A 15,524-nucleotide genomic window follows, 5' to 3' on the forward strand; every position below is an offset into this window, starting at 1 on the left:
CTATGAAAGTAAAAACATTTGTCTTCATGTGGTTACGGCGCTTTAAAACGATGGTGCGTTATCGACTATTAGTGCTTACCTCTGTTCCTATTTTTCTTACGCTACTAGCTTTAATTGGCATAACTTGCTATTGGACGGTGACATATACCTGGCAAAGTGCATTGATGAATGTAAAAGCGGATTTAGCGGTTGCCCACCATAGTATGGTGCTTTTGAAAAAAGAGCAGCGGATGGAATTGCAAGCATTGGCTAATTCTTACGATTTTCAACGGCGATTACGGTTTGATGAAACAACATTACCGCAGTGGGTACATCTGCAAAATCAACAATATCAGTTAGATTTTGTGGTGTTACATCCTGTGAGTGATATTGGAATATTTTCAGCGCAAGAGCAAAGATTATTGCGTGCAGGGAAAGATCAGACTTTTTTCCAAGTATTAGATCGCAGTGCTTTATTTGAGTTAAATCATGATTTACCAGCACGCGCACAATTACCATTATTAAAAGAAGGCACGATTGAACACAAAGGGCTGGTTAGTCGCAGTTTAGTTCCAATCTTTAATCATCAAGGTGAGCTTAAATGGATTTTAGATGGCGGGATTTTATTAAATAACAGTACGTTGCTGGTGGATCGTATTCGTGATTTGGTTTATGCCGCAGATACATTGCCGAAAGGAAGTCTGGGGACGGTAACATTGTTTATGGGGGATGTGCGTATTAGCACTAATGTGCCGTTAGACAGTGCTAATCTTATCGGTCGTGCTGTGGGTACACGAGTTTCTGAAGATGTGCGGCAAACAGTTTTACAGCAAGGGCAAACCTTCGTTGATCGCGCTTTTGTTTATGATAGTTGGTATGTGTCAGCTTATGAGCCTTTACATGCGAATGATGGCAAAGTGATTGGCATGCTTTATACCGGTTATTTGCAATGGCCATTAATTCATCGTTATTTAACCAATATTATAGAAATGAGTGTCAGCATCTTTCTTGTCTTGTTATTTACGAGCATTATCGTTTACCGAGGTTCCCGTGATTTGTTTTTACCGATTGAGAAAATTTATCAAGTCGCTAAAGCCGTTCAAATGGGGCTAAAACGTCGAGTTGGTAAACTAGATTTATGTGATGGGCATGAATTACAGATATTGGGTGAGCAATTTGATTCAATGTTGGATCAATTAGAGCAACGCAATGGTTTGATTAAACTAGCAGCGATAGAACTAGAAGAAAAAGTCGAACAACGTACTCAGAGTTTACATCAAAAAACGGAAGAGTTAGAACGTCATATTCGATTATTGCATCAAGCACGTTCAAAGTTAGTCGCAACGGAAAAGCTAGCCGCATTAGGTGAGTTAACGGCTGGTATTGCTCATGAAATTAATAATCCAATCGCAGTAATTTTAGGCAATATTGAATTAATTCAGTTGGAGTTAGGCGACAATACTGCCGAAGTTCAAGAAGAGCTGACTGCTATTCATTTACAAATTGATCGTATTCGGAACATTACTCGTAGCTTACTGCAATATAGCCGTCAAGGTGGAGTACAAGATGAAGTGACATGGCATCACTTAAACTTAATTGTTGAAGAGAGCCTCACATTAGTACGTTCTGGTACTAAAAAAATGGATATTCAGTTTGAAGTCAACCTTGCCGCTAAATGCAGTGTTGAAGTTAATCGCCATCAATTATTACAAGTGCTGGTTAATTTGCAGATGAATGGTATCCATGCGATGGATGACAAAGGGGTATTAAAGATAACCACCGATGATTGGTTTGATGAAAATGGAGAACTACGTGGCGCAATGGTTGCAATTACTGATCATGGTTGCGGTATTTCAGAACAAAACATGAAGCGTATCTTTGATCCTTTTTTCACCACGCGTCGTTCAGGTACAGGACTCGGTTTATCAGTCAGTCAAAGTATTATCGCTAATGCTGGTGGAGAGATGACGGTTGAATCAGTAGAAGGTCAAGGCTCAACGTTTATTGTCTATCTCAAGCATAAAAAAGAATGCCCTAGTGAGCTAGATCTTCAAGTGACAGTGTAACATAAAAGAATGTGCGTTATAACAAAAGCCCCTTGGTAATCGCATGTTTATTGCAATTACCAAGGGGCTTTTTGTCACTTTTTTAGTTATTGTAATACAACGAGTTGTTACATCAGAGATAAGCCAATAATAAGAAACAGTGACGCGGAAAGAGATATTCGGCTAATAAGGCCTAATGAAGAAGGGGTGATCATTTCTGTATGCTGCATAAGCGATCCTTTTATTTTAAGAATATTTAAAGCATAGTTTATAGATCAATATCATACTGTTTTAATGTTCACTATTGAGATATAAAACGCGATGGAAGAATCGCGATCATCTTTAATAACTCAATGATCGCGATATTAGGTTGTAGCTTGTTAGATAAATTTCATTTCAGTCCATGGTTCTGATGGGCGACTTAATAAATAGCCAGATTGCCAGCCCCATTGCTGGTGGGCTTTAATAAAGGCTTTAGCATCAAATGGTGCGCCGTTGGCACGACCAAAGCGGGCACTGATAGTTAAATTTTTAATATCATTGCTGTTAGCGACTTTACCGTCAACAGAGCCTGCTGGTGTGAATGGTACGTTCCATACTGCCGCTGGATCAGATACGTAAGGTTGCGAATCTTTGTCGTATTCAGCACAGATATTACGTGATGATGCATCAATCTTATTAAGGTAGACGTCGTAGGTATCACCAAGCATTTTTTGACCAACAGCAACGTCAATTTTACCGTTGTATTTATGCATCAATTGGATCCAACGTAAACGACGCGCACCTTCTTGTTGACGAATATCGTTGTAGTCAACATCAGAACCTTCAATATAACGTAGACGAGGATCGACAGAGACATTTTCGCCAGTGAAGTAACCAGATTTTAGTTCATTGAAGTATTGGTAGACACGACCTTGACCAAATTTAGCAATGTGGTTGTTATTAATATCACCAATTAACCATGTATTGGCGTAGCCGCCGTTGTTGCCTTTTTCTTCAAGTTTGATCCAGCTATCAATATTATTGGCATATTGGCTTGCTTCACGGACACGGATAAACTCAGGAATGCCACCAGCTTTCCAATCCATAACATTTGCCAATGTGGTTTCAACAACCGCTAGACCTGCACCTGTTTCCCAGAAGTCAGTACCAGACTCAATCATCCCCGGTGCTGTTTGGAAGGCCATTTTGTAGCCTTTGTCTGGTGTTATATCAAGAATGACGTTAGAAAATTGACCAGACCAGAAATCATTAAAGGTTTCATGACCAATTACGATACCTTTATTATCAGTGGCTTTACCTGTTGCGATAAAAGCACTGCAATTACCTTTAGCGCCTTCAATATTGGCGCTGTTTTTACTTAGCCCAATATTGTTCGAGTCCATTTCCGCTTTAGTATATGGGGCTGGGAATGCGGATGCGTTAATTAAACCAGGATCAACCCACTTGGTATAATTATGCATCCCCACTGAAGGCCACCAGTAGCCAGTAAGCTCGATCATGTCGTTCCAAGTAATGATGTCAGCTAGAGTGACATGCAAGCCTGCCGCATTTAGGCCTTTTGCAATACCTTCCATTTCTTGGCGAAGTTCAGTTGGGATCTTATCTTTAGTTTGCTCTAATGCGGCTTTTTGCCATGAGCTGTAAGGGACACCTGTTGTTAGGTAGGTCATGCTCCAGCTATCTTTCCACGCTAATTTAAAATCAGGCGCGATGAGGTAGCCATATTGGAAGCCACGATCAAAAGCATTACCTTTAATTCCGACATGCCACCAGCCATTTTTTTTCTCTAATTTGGCTTGATCAACGATTTGTTGTTGCTCGGCCGTTAGTTTTGTTTTGTATAGTTCACCAGTAACAGGGGCGGTGATTTGGGCTAATAACGCTTTAGGCGGATATTGGGTTAGGTTTTGTGAGTGTGTTGTTGCGTTGGCATAACTAACAGAAGCAAGAGAAATAATACAAGCGAGTAGTGTTTTTTTGCCAAGATGATGTTTCAAAGGGTTATTCATAATAAGTATGTTGATTGAGGTAAATGAGTGGGGTTAATCATCCTCCTTTTTCTCTATGCAACAAGAGACAGCTAACTTGCGGTTGTTTTATAAAATGTAAATATATAATGCCATTTTTTATATAACTCTCACGGGTTGAAAATACAAAAAAAAGCGTTAATTTTTAATGATAACCAAATGATTTAGTTACTAATAGTGGTTTAATTGAGATGTAAGGTTGCTAAATATTGAGTCATTAAATAATGGATAACGGCAATGGCTTAATGAGAGCGACGTACGTATAAGTTTAAATATTTTATAGGTTATTGATGTTGAGTGAGTAAAAATTATTATTTATCCATTCTCTGTAAAATCCCTACAAAAAAGCCAGCATCTTGAATGCTGGCTTTTTTGGTTATGAACTAACACCAATCGTTATTTTGTTAATTCTTTCAATTTTTGCTGTTGGTAGTATTTAGCGTCAGCAGTAATGGCTTTGCTTTTACCTGTTTGTAGCCATTGCTTAATGCGGCCAGCATCACCGATTGGCGTTAGCTTACCTTGTGAATCAAGCATGACCATTAGGATCTTTTTACCATCAATAGTGGTAACCATTGCTAGACAACGACCCGCTTCATCAAGGTAACCTGTCTTACTTAAATTTACGTCCCATTTTTTACCACGCACAAGCGCGTTAGTATTGGTGTAGCCTAATTTATAACGAGGATGCGTAAAGTAAGCAGTATGCACTGCACCATTAGTGCTGTAATTACGAATTTCAGGGTATTTGTAAGCCGCACGTACCATCTTAGCAACATCAGATGCTGTTGATTGGTTTTTAGGGTTTAGGCCTGAACTGTCAACGAAGTGTGTGTGTGTCATTCCCAGAGCTTTTGCTTTAGCGTTCATTGCACGAATAAATGCGTTGTAGCCACCTGGGTAGTTAGCAGCAAGGGCAGCAGCTGCTAAATTTTCAGATGACATTAATGCAATGTGCATTGTTTCGCCACGGCTTAACTCAGAACCAACACGAACACGAGAATATGTATTGTACATATGCTCTCTATCCGTTTTAGTGAAAGTGATTTTTTGGTTAAGCGGAAGTTTGGCATCTAATGTCACCATTGCAGTCATTAGCTTTGTCAGTGAAGCAATTGGCATCACGACATTGGAATTTTTTCGGTAAAGTGTTTTTCCTGAACTTAAATCGATAACATAATTACTTACCGAAGCCGTCTGAAGATTACTTGGGTTAAGTTTGCTGGTGTTGATACTTGCGAAAGAAGAAAAACTGATACTTGCAAGTGTAAAAAATAAAATCAAAGCGTTGCGCACAATGGCTCCTTGGAATCCCATTTAGAGAGGGGAATAGTTATCTTATTATTGTCTTCCTTTCAATTGTATTTAAGCAAGTCATGTTTGTGTTAATCCTTTTAGAATTGTTCATAAAACCAGCAGTCAAACCAATGTCACTAATTAAACATTATTCAAAAAAATAATTGTTTAGAATATTAATTCTAAAAGTGATTTTGAAGCATTAAATGACTGTTAAAAGTCGGTCGAATTAGCATTACAAATTTTAGGATAGTATTTAAGTAGGAATATTTTCTTGATGATTGCTATTTTCATTTGGTTTTTTTAGTGATTCTATTTTTGATGGCTTTTTCTGTGGGAGGTATCTGGCTCTGTCACTATTAATGCTTGCATTAAGGCCATCTGCTGATGACCTTTGCTGGAAGTGTTAAAATCAATTAGCACTCCATACTTGTTGCCCTGTACGCGTAAAATTATAGCCGCCCAATTGATCACCATGAGCTTGAATTTCACCTTGGGTTAATGATTGTAATAACTGTTGTTGTAAGGTGCGGAAGTAAATATTTTTAGGTATTACAAGTTCAAAGGCTTCAGTACAGAGGGGGATAAATCCCAACCCAAATTCTCCAGCAGTACTTTGACTGGCACAGCCTATATCTGCTTGTCCTCTCGCAATCGCAGAGGCCAACTCTCGTTCACTGTTGCAGCAATCGACTTGATTTAGCATTGTCATATCATAGCCATGACCATGAATCCATTCTTCTAAAGCTCGCATACTACCAGCGCCTTGTTGACGCAATGCCCAGCGCCAACGAGGTGATAATAATTCATGACGTTGAATAGAACGACTATTAACGGCTTCAGCAACGATAGGGCTAACTACCAGCCCTTGTTTTCGCTCAAAAGCATGGACTAAGACCCAGTTTTTATGGCCTGGATATTGTTGTAGTAATGCAGGATGACGTAAGCTAGCTTCCTCAACATTCCCCCAATGAATAGCGCAAATATCAACGTGGCCTTTACTTAACATTGCTAACCCTTGACGTGTACCTGTTGAGGTATAGCCAACCAATGCAGTACTGCCAAGTTGATTGGCCATTTTACCGACAACACACTGTAATAGAGGATCATCAGAGCCCGCAATCAGTAAGCGATCGGTTAGCACACCGTTATGACAAGATTCTAATAACCATTTATCGAGCATTGCTTTAGGAAATAACCATTTCCCTGTGACTTTAGTGGCGGGTAGTAAACCTTCATTGGCTAAGGCGTATACTTTCTTCTCATTAAGATCGAGATATTCAGCGACTAACTTGGCGTTCATGAATTCAGGAAAGTTAGCCATTAGTCTTGATTCCTTTCAATAGCGTTACCTTTAACATCAAGTTCAATGTTGTTGCTACCGTTATAGATTTGAAAGCGTAGCCCTTTAGCACGCGCAATCATGGTAATACCTAATTTTTTAGCCAGATCGTAGCCCATTTGAGTCGCGCCAGAGCGAGAAAGTAACACTGGAATCCCCATTTGAGCCACTTTGATAACCATTTCAGAGGTTAAGCGACCTGTCGTGTAGAAAATTTTATCGTCACCGGTTTGTTGCTGTAACCACATTTCACCCGCCAAGGTATCGACGGCATTATGACGACCTACATCTTCTACAAACGATAATATTTCGGTGCCTTTACATACGGCACACCCATGTACCGCACCCGCGGCTTTATAAGTTTCATTGTGATGGGTTAATGCTTCAAGGAGCCCATATAACATCGATTGTTTAATTTGCGGTTGCGGTAGCGTAATACCTTCGAGTTTTTTCATGACATTGCCATACATGGTGCCTTGCCCACAGCCAGAGGTGACGGTTTTCTTTTCTAATTGCTGAGCAAGGTTCTCTGTATTTTCTTTGGTAATAACAACTGCGGCATTGGTTTGCCAATCAATCATCACCGATTCAATAGCACTAAGATCATTAATAAAGCCTTGGTTTTTTAAATAACCTAATACTAATGCTGAGGGGCGTTCACCTAAGGTCATTAAGGTGACGACTTCAACCCAATTAAGGTAAACCGTTAAGGGGTGCTCACAAGCAATCTCTTTTGTTTGTTGGTCGCCATATTCATCAACAATTTCTACTGACATAGTTTGCTGCACTGTTGCTTGTGTTTTTATTATTTTAGGCAATGTCGCCATCTGAAATTCCTGCGTAATAAGTTTATATACATCTAAGAAGGCATATAGGAACTAAAACCTAAGCAAGGACTGTTCCACTATTATCTAAATAAAACCAATACGCAGTTAATTAATAAAAACAAATAAAAATGCGTATATTTCATGTGGTTTTTTGTTGTTGGTCTAATATTTGCTTATATCTAATAAGTAGCGAAATAACGCTTATCATTAAAAGTTATGAAATAACAACATAAAGGCAGAGCAAAATCTGTCAGTAGGAGTAGATGTGCCAAAACAAGCAGAATTAGAATTAAAGAAAAATGAACATGTTTGGCCTATTAATTTTCGCCTACAAGCAGAAGAACGCCAAGTAGGTCGTTGGACAACATATGCATGGACGATTGAAGATATTTGTTTGTATGAAGAAGATCTTATCTCTGCGGTGGAAGTAGCAACTATAGGCGCAGGTAACTATATGATGCCTTTAGAACTTTTCCGTGATGAACGCATGGAGTATCGATTTAATCTTAATTCGCAAAGCCCGCATTTATTCTTTATTTGTGCTGAAGAAAATGAGCAATTAAAACCTGTTTTAGTGACCGCCGCGCAAGGTGTTGCTGCTCGTTATATGGATGGTGATTATGTTGTTTTACACATAGAAATTCCATTAGCGGTTCAAGCATGGATGGAAGCGTTTTTAGGTCGTCATGGCGAATTATTTGAATTTAAACGTAAACGTGGCGGCGATAAGAAAAAAGGACGCTCAAGTGGCAACTAATTTTTTTCAACGTTGGTCCAATCGTAAGTTAACTCCGGGTGAAAAGACAGAGTCGACTATTACGGATACTGAAGCCGTTGATGATTCGATAATCTTTGAATCTGAGCATATTGAGACTCCCGAGAATATAACAATTGATGAGGTAACGAATCCTAATAGTAAACACCCATCATCAGTTGATTCATCAACGATTCCATCAAGTTCTGTAGCAGAAGAACCGATTATTGAATTGACGATTGATGATGCAGATAAAGTGACTTATGAATCTGGTGTTGCGTCATTTATGCAACAACAAGTGACTAAATCTGTTAAGAAAGCGGCTTTGAGGAAATTGTTTCATTCTGAAGAGTTTAATTATATCAGTGACATGGATGATAGTACTGAAGATTTTAGCAATATGCAGGGTTTGGCACCAGAGATCGCATCACAAATGCGTGGTTGGATAAATACTGCAACAGAGACAGCAACAGAACAATTGAAAAACGATGGAATATCAGCATTAACATCGACATCCTCACCAACACTTGATGCTGTCGATCCTATTGCTGGTGGTTCTACGCATTCAGCAGTTACTGATTCCGAGTTAAATACCGGCGGTGACAATATCGTTGCTGCAACAACAGATCATTCGACAGTAACTCATACTGCTATAGAGAGTAATGATACAGAGGATGATTTGTTAGTTAATAACCTCGAAGCTATTAATCCTGATGATGATGCACTCCCTACGGCAGATTTATCGTTAACACCAATTATTAATGGTCACGAGCATAAGTCATAACACAAAAAATAGAATAGTTAGTTAGCCATTAATACTATTCGTAAAAATACACTGGGACAAAAAGGGAATACGACCAAAATCATAAAGAGAGACAATTTGGCGCGTTAGTTCGCTACAGGTAAGACAAAATGTCTCATTGCTCAATAGCAAAATATGATCGTTATGATTTTAGTTCCTTTTAGGTCATTTTATTCCGTGAAAAGTTGGATCGGTTATTGCTCTATTAGAGAGTAGAAGAAAAATTATTATCTTCCAACGACACTGATTAGCGGTAGTGAGCATACAGGAATAACAATGTTAAAAAGTACATTAAATGCATTTACTGATACTAATGGTGTAGCACGAGCTACGGCTATTACAGGAACAGTGGAACTTGCCAATCTTATTCCGCCTACAGTGACGTATGAAAGTCGTGGTAATTTATTGATTATTGGTACGGCAGAGCAACTACTTCAACTTGCGGATCAATTTTCAACATTAAACAGTGTGACGTTACTGGCGACTGATTCAAACACATCTCATACCCAAACAGCCCATACGCTGTATTACAGTCAAGCTATTACCGTAAAAGGTTATCTTGGTGCATTTGATGTTTATTGTCGCATAGGGCATGAGACCACTGCCGTCGATACTAATTTAGCGAAAATCGCTATTGGCCGTGAATGCTTTGATATTGTGGTTGATATGACGGCAACGGGGGTGATGAATGTCGAAATTCCTGCGGCTGGTTATTATGCGGTGGGTCAACGTTCTGAAGCTCAAGTCTCTGCAAAATTAGCAGCGCTGGTGGATGAACTACCGGCCATGATTGGTACGTTTGATAAACCTAAATATTTTCGCCTTAATCCTGATCTTTGTGCGCATTCATCGAGAAGCATAAAAGGGTGTGGTCGTTGTATTGATGCCTGTCCTGCTGGAGCATTAAGTTCAGATGGGGTTGCTATTGCGATTGATCCTTACCTTTGTCAGGGAGTAGGAACATGTGCGACGGCATGTCCAACAGAAGCTATTAGTTATGCCTTACCTGATCCTCAAATTACCCAAAACTTTGTTCATAGTGTTTTAGCGCGTTATAAACAAGAAGGTGGTCAAACGCCAACACTCTTACTTTATGGTGAGCGTGATACCGATGCTGTCGCTCATGCACTTACTGAGCTTCCTTCATGTGTTATTACGCTTGCATTAGAAGAGTTAGCCACGGTAGGTATTGATACTTGGTTTAGTGCTTTAGCTTATGGAGCGCATCAAGTTTTGTTAGCGACGAATACAAAATATATTCCAGCGACCATTGATACTGTATTAACCAATGAATTAACGATTGCGCAAAATTTCTTAACTGAATTAGGTTATGACGCTGATCGCATTTGTTTATTCGATTTTTCTGATAGTGCTCATTTTAAGGGCTATGAATCCACACTTATTACTCCGATTGAAGCCGCACTAACAGGCACTAAGCGTGAAAAACTCTTTACTGTTTTAGAAACCTTAAATCAATCAAGTCCTGCACAACCAACACATTCAGCTGTAACGTCGAATGCTCCTTATGGTTCTGTGACATGTGAAACTGATGATTGTACGTTATGTATGAGTTGTGTATCTGTTTGTCCAACACGTGCTTTGCATGCCATTGGTGATCGTCCGGGATTATTATTTGTAGAACAAGATTGTATTCAATGTGGCATGTGTGAAAAAGCGTGTCCTGAAAAAGTGATTACCCTTGAAGCTGGCTTTAATTGGGATTGGCAAGCACGTAAAGCCGATAAGCTTATTCATGAAGAACCCGCAGCCTGTTGTATTAGTTGTGGAAAGCCTTTTGCCCCTGCATCTATGGTGAAAATGTTGACAGAAAAACTTCAAAGTCATTCACATTTTCAAGGAGAAGCTATTCGTCGTCTATCTATGTGTGAAGATTGTCGTGTTCGCGATATTTTCGAAAAGATGGAACAAGATCCACAAAGTCAGGTAAGGGTATAAGGTCATTATATGGAAAATGCAGCTATGAATTATCACGCTAATCTTGCTGATCAAGACGATTTATTACGTATTGAAATTTATAACATGTTAGCACATTTATGTCGTCAAGCTCCTGAGCAATCGGTGCTTGAATTTCTTGCTAATCTTGATGTGGATACTGCACAAACATTTCAACGTCAAACCATGGCATCAGCTTGGCCTTTATTAAAATTAGCAGCTCAAAAAACGACACTTCTTAGTGTTGAAGAAGAATATCAAGATGTTTTTATTGGTATTGGTCGTGGGGAAGTTATTCCATTTGGTTCATGGTATTTAACCGGATCTTTAATGGAAATGCCTTTGGCTTACTTACGTCAAGACTTAAAGCAACTTGGCTTTGAACGTGCTCAATCTGTCATTGAACCAGAAGATCATATTTCAGCTTTGCTAGAAGTTATGGCAATGCTGGTGGAGGGGGGCAATGAACAGCTTCAACAAACATTCTTTAATCGTCATCTTGCACAATGGTGTGAGAAATTTTGCACGGATTTAAAGGCAGCAAAAAGTGCTGTCTTTTATACCGCGGTTGGTGAATTAGCATGGCAATTTTTAACGATTGAGAAAACCCGTTTCTTAGAATCCCAATAAAAAGATACTCGCTATAATAAAAAATCGACACCTATTAATGAGTGTGGCGATAGAGGAGCAAACGCAATGAGTGAGCAAAAAACAAATAATAGTCGTCGCCAATTATTAAAAAATATTGGTTTGTCTGTTGCTGCGGGCGCTGTCGTTGCTGGAACGACAACGGCTGTTCAAGCATCAACAACTGAGACGGATAAGAAAGATCCTAAAACAAAAAAAGGGTATCACGAAACCCAACATATTCGTGATTACTACAATACCCTATAAGCGGAGCCTTAAATGAAACTAACTAAACGTTCCGATAAAGTGAGCAAGGATGAAAACCAATTAGGTATTTCTCGTCGTTCTTTTATTCGTAATTCTTCTCTTGCCGCTGCTGGTGGCGTTGCTGGTGCGAGCCTTTTTGCTCCGAGTTTTATGCGTAAAGCGGAAGCTTTTCCTGAAGCTGATTACAGTGCACCTAAAGTTGTTAAACGCACAATCTGTTCTCATTGTTCTGTGGGTTGTGGCATCTATGCTGAAACTCAAGATGGTGTGTGGACTCATCAGGAACCTGCTTTTGATCATCCTTTTAATGCTGGTGGGCACTGTGCAAAAGGAGCGGCGTTACGTGAGCATGGTCATGGTGCTAGACGTGTAAAATACCCAATGAAGCTGGTTAATGGTAAGTGGAAAAAACTGAGTTGGGAGCAAGCGTTAGACGAAGTTAGCCAGCAAGTGCTAAAAATTCGTGAAGAGTCTGGCCCTGATTCCGTTTATTTTTTAGGTTCAGCTAAACATAACAACGAACAAGCCTATTTATTCCGTAAAATGGTATCGCTATGGGGCTCGAATAACGTCGATCACCAAGCACGTATTTGTCACTCAACCACGGTTGCAGGTGTAGCAAATACATGGGGTTATGGCGCAATGACCAACTCTTTGAACGATATGCATAACTGTAAGTCGATTCTATTTATTGGTTCTAACCCAGCAGAAGCTCACCCTGTAGCAATGCAACATATTCTGATCGCGAAAGAAACTAACGGTTGTAAAATTGTAGTGGTTGATCCGCGTCGCACTCGTACGGCTGCGAAAGCGGATCATTATGTTTCGTTACGTCCAGGTACAGATGTTGCCTTTGTATGGGGCGTGCTTTACCACATTTTCAATAATGGTTGGGAAGATAAAGAATTTATTCGTCAACGTGTTTACGGCATGGATGAAGTGCGTGAGCAAGTGGCGAAATGGAACCCGAAAGAAGTTGAGCGTGTAACGGGCGCACCGGAAGATCAAGTTTATCAAACAGCGAAAATGTTGTCTGAAAACCGTCCTGGTTGTGTTGTTTGGTGTATGGGTGGTACGCAACATACAACGGGTAATAACAATACTCGCGCTTACTGTATTCTTGAATTAGCTCTTGGCAACATGGGGAAGTCAGGCGGCGGTGCAAATATTTTCCGTGGTCACGATAACGTTCAAGGTGCGACGGACTTTGGGGTGCTATCTGATAATTTACCTGGTTATTATGGTTTATCAGAAGGCGCTTGGAAACACTGGGCTGAAGTGTGGGATATAGATTATTCATGGCTACAAGGCCGTTTTGATCAGAATACCTATAACGGTAAAAAGCCAATGAACAGCGCCGGTATTCCCGTATCACGTTGGATTGATGGTGTTTTAGAAAATAAAGATAAGATTGAACAACGCGATAATATTCGTGCGATGTTCTATTGGGGCCATGCGGTTAACTCACAAACCCGTGGTCCTGAGATGAAAACCGCGATGGAAAAACTGGATATGATGGTTATTGTTGACCCATACCCAGGTGTTGCGGCAGTGATGAATGGTCGTACAGACAATGTATATCTCTTCCCTGCAACCACACAGTTTGAAACTTATGGTTCTGTAACCGCAACTAACCGTTCTATCCAATGGCGTGATCAAGTCATTGAGCCATTGTTTGATTCAAAACCTGATCACGAAATTATGTACCTATTAACCAAGCGTCTTGGTTTCTCTGAGCAATTATTCAAACACATAAAAGTTGAGAATGATCAGCCGAGTATTGAAGATATTACTCGTGAATATAACAAAGGTATGTGGACTATTGGTTACACAGGCCAAAGCCCTGAACGATTGAAAGAGCACCAGCAAAACTGGGGTACATTTGATCACACCACACTTGAAGCTATTGGCGGCCCTGCAAATGGTGAAACCTATGGCCTACCGTGGCCATGTTGGGGTACGCCAGAGATGAAGCATCCAGGTACACACATTCTTTATGATACGTCAAAAACAGTAGCAGAAGGTGGCGGTAATTTCCGTGCCCGTTTTGGTGTTGAGCGTAATGGTGAGAGTTTATTGGCTGATGATAGTTATTCATTAGGTTGTGAACTTGAGGATGGCTACCCTGAATTTACCGCTAAAATGCTTAAGCAATTAGGGTGGTGGGATGAGCTGACAGCCACAGAGAAAGCCGCTGCTGAAGGTAAGAATTGGAAAACTGACCTTTCGGGTGGTATTCAGCGTGTGGCTATTAAGCATGGTTGTATTCCATTTGGTAATGCTAAAGCTCGTACTGTGGTATGGACATTCCCTGATGCAGTGCCTATTCACCGTGAACCACTGTACACACCACGTCGTGATCTATTGCCTGAATACCAAACATGGGATGACAGCAAAGCGATGTTCCGTTTACCAACACTTTATAAGTCTATTCAAGAAAAAGATGTATCAAAAGAATATCCAATTATTCTGACTTCTGGTCGTCTTGTGGAATATGAAGGTGGTGGTGAAGAGACACGTTCAAACCCATGGTTAGCTGAATTACAACAAGAGATGTTTGTAGAAATTAACCTCAAAGATGCTAATGACATTGGTATTCGAGACGGTGAAATGGTGTGGGTTGAAGGTGCAGAGAAAGGGCGCATTAAAGTGAAAGCGATGGTAACGCCACGTGTTCGCGAAGGGTTGGCTTTCTTACCATTCCACTTTGGTGGTGAATTTGAAGGTGTTAGTTTACGCGATCGTTACCCTGAAGGTTGTGCGCCTTATGTTTCAGGTGAAGCGGCAAACACTGCAACCACTTATGGTTATGATCCTGTTACCCAAATGCAAGAAACCAAAGTTACTTTGTGTAAAATCACTAAAGCGTAAGGAGTCACCTGATGGCACGTATGAAATTTCTTTGTGACTCTAAGCGTTGTATTGAGTGCAATGGTTGTGTAACGGCGTGTAAAAATGCTAACTCAGAAGCTGTGGGTTGGGGTATTCAGCGTCGGCGCGTTGTTACCTTAAATGATGGTCTTCCAGGGGAAACCTCAATCTCTGTAGCATGCATGCATTGTAGTGATGCGCCATGTATGGCGGTATGTCCTGCTGATTGTTTTAGCCAAACAGAAGATGGCATTGTGCAGCACGATAAAGATTTATGTATCGGCTGTGGTTATTGCTTATTTGCTTGTCCATTTGGTGCGCCACAATTTCCTAAGCAAGAAGCTTTTGCTGAGCGTGGCAAAATGGATAAGTGTACTTACTGTTCTGGCGGTCCAAATACTGAACCGGGCTCTGAGCAAGAACGTTTGCAATATGGTGCAAATCGGATTGCAGAAGGTAAGTTGCCAATGTGCGCTTCAATGTGTGCAACTAAGTCACTGCTTGCTGGCGATGCTGAAAAAATATCTGAAATTTTCAGTAAGCGTGTTGTTGCTCGTGGTGCTAAAGATGCGGGTTGGGCCAGCACTGATGATTTAGCTTACGATGCAAGTAAAGTACGTAAAGCTTAATCATCTTAAGATGGGCTTAAGGTTATATTTAAGCCCATTTATAGACTTGTTGTAATAGTTTGGCAGCCCCGTTTTTAGGTGTGCCAATTAATCCGCTTTCTG

Annotated in this window: 12 protein-coding genes; 8 read left to right on the plus strand and 4 right to left on the minus strand. The window is 40.3% G+C overall.

Translation table 11 applies throughout. The annotated features are described in order from the left end of the window. Window positions 1-2 precede the first annotated feature (2 nt). Window positions 3-2,045, plus strand: a complete 2,043-nt coding sequence (locus tag C0W29_RS00405) for a sensor histidine kinase (RefSeq protein ID WP_045044527.1) — start codon at window positions 3-5, stop codon at window positions 2,043-2,045. Between the two features lie 359 nt (window positions 2,046-2,404). Here the strand turns inward: C0W29_RS00405 and C0W29_RS00410 are convergent, their stop codons facing one another. The 4 genes from C0W29_RS00410 to fdhD all read right to left on the minus strand — a co-directional run bounded on the left by C0W29_RS00410 (window position 2,405) and on the right by fdhD (window position 7,519). Then, a complete protein-coding gene (locus C0W29_RS00410) occupies window positions 2,405-4,024 on the minus strand; it encodes a C45 family autoproteolytic acyltransferase/hydolase (RefSeq protein WP_201798118.1) in 1,620 nt (539 codons plus the stop codon). 426 nt (window positions 4,025-4,450) lie between these two features. After that, on the minus strand, window positions 4,451-5,350 hold the full coding sequence (gene pbpG / locus C0W29_RS00415) for a D-alanyl-D-alanine endopeptidase (RefSeq protein WP_045042119.1): 900 nt from the start codon (window positions 5,348-5,350) through the stop codon (window positions 4,451-4,453). Window positions 5,351-5,762: 412 nt separating this feature from the next. Further along, a complete protein-coding gene (locus C0W29_RS00420) occupies window positions 5,763-6,674 on the minus strand; it encodes a helix-turn-helix transcriptional regulator (RefSeq protein WP_045044526.1) in 912 nt (303 codons plus the stop codon). Beyond that, window positions 6,674-7,519, minus strand: a complete 846-nt coding sequence (gene fdhD, locus C0W29_RS00425; RefSeq protein ID WP_036794732.1) for a formate dehydrogenase accessory sulfurtransferase FdhD — start codon at window positions 7,517-7,519, stop codon at window positions 6,674-6,676. The genes C0W29_RS00420 and fdhD overlap by 1 nt, the downstream gene beginning before the upstream one ends. Window positions 7,520-7,784: 265 nt before the next feature. Between fdhD and C0W29_RS00430 the strand changes: the two genes are divergently transcribed. From C0W29_RS00430 to fdh3B, 7 genes are all read left to right on the plus strand, one after another. Continuing rightward, window positions 7,785-8,276 carry a DUF3305 domain-containing protein gene (locus tag C0W29_RS00430; protein WP_036794730.1) on the plus strand — a complete coding sequence of 164 codons (492 nt, stop codon included), beginning with the start codon at window positions 7,785-7,787 and terminating at the stop codon, window positions 8,274-8,276. Continuing rightward, window positions 8,266-9,057, plus strand: coding sequence for a DUF3306 domain-containing protein (locus tag C0W29_RS00435; protein ID WP_052671569.1), 792 nt, complete (start codon window positions 8,266-8,268; stop codon window positions 9,055-9,057). Before C0W29_RS00430 ends, C0W29_RS00435 begins: the two co-directional genes overlap by 11 nt. A gap of 294 nt (window positions 9,058-9,351) precedes the next feature. After that, window positions 9,352-11,031: a 4Fe-4S binding protein gene (locus tag C0W29_RS00440; protein WP_045044525.1), complete on the plus strand. Its 1,680-nt coding sequence runs from the start codon at window positions 9,352-9,354 to the stop codon at window positions 11,029-11,031. Between the two features lie 9 nt (window positions 11,032-11,040). After that, the gene (locus tag C0W29_RS00445; RefSeq protein ID WP_045042031.1) at window positions 11,041-11,658 is read left to right on the plus strand and encodes a TorD/DmsD family molecular chaperone; all 618 of its coding nucleotides are present in this window, start codon (window positions 11,041-11,043) and stop codon (window positions 11,656-11,658) included. 66 nt (window positions 11,659-11,724) lie between these two features. Next, window positions 11,725-11,922: a twin-arginine translocation signal domain-containing protein gene (locus C0W29_RS00450; RefSeq protein WP_036794725.1), complete on the plus strand. Its 198-nt coding sequence runs from the start codon at window positions 11,725-11,727 to the stop codon at window positions 11,920-11,922. A gap of 12 nt (window positions 11,923-11,934) precedes the next feature. Further along, complete coding sequence (locus C0W29_RS00455; protein ID WP_045044524.1) at window positions 11,935-14,793, plus strand: formate dehydrogenase subunit alpha; 2,859 nt, start codon at window positions 11,935-11,937, stop codon at window positions 14,791-14,793. A gap of 11 nt (window positions 14,794-14,804) precedes the next feature. Beyond that, a complete protein-coding gene (fdh3B, locus tag C0W29_RS00460) occupies window positions 14,805-15,422 on the plus strand; it encodes a formate dehydrogenase FDH3 subunit beta (protein ID WP_036794720.1) in 618 nt (205 codons plus the stop codon). Window positions 15,423-15,524: the final 102 nt, after the last annotated feature.

Origin of the sequence: Photobacterium kishitanii, assembly GCF_003026355.1 — a bacterium.
Classification (GTDB): domain Bacteria; phylum Pseudomonadota; class Gammaproteobacteria; order Enterobacterales; family Vibrionaceae; genus Photobacterium; species Photobacterium kishitanii.

Bases quoted from the DNA above. Each gene is read 5' to 3' on its own strand.
- C0W29_RS00405 (WP_045044527.1), top strand. From the start codon at position 3: ATGAAAGTAAAAACATTTGTCTTCATGTGGTTACGGCGCTTTAAAACG.
- C0W29_RS00420 (WP_045044526.1), bottom strand. From the start codon at position 6,674: ATGGCTAACTTTCCTGAATTCATGAACGCCAAGTTAGTCGCTGAATAT.
- fdhD (WP_036794732.1), bottom strand. From the start codon at position 7,519: ATGGCGACATTGCCTAAAATAATAAAAACACAAGCAACAGTGCAGCAA.
- C0W29_RS00440 (WP_045044525.1), top strand. From the start codon at position 9,352: ATGTTAAAAAGTACATTAAATGCATTTACTGATACTAATGGTGTAGCA.
- C0W29_RS00445 (WP_045042031.1), top strand. From the start codon at position 11,041: ATGGAAAATGCAGCTATGAATTATCACGCTAATCTTGCTGATCAAGAC.
- C0W29_RS00450 (WP_036794725.1), top strand. From the start codon at position 11,725: ATGAGTGAGCAAAAAACAAATAATAGTCGTCGCCAATTATTAAAAAAT.
- C0W29_RS00455 (WP_045044524.1), top strand. From the start codon at position 11,935: ATGAAACTAACTAAACGTTCCGATAAAGTGAGCAAGGATGAAAACCAA.
- fdh3B (WP_036794720.1), top strand. From the start codon at position 14,805: ATGGCACGTATGAAATTTCTTTGTGACTCTAAGCGTTGTATTGAGTGC.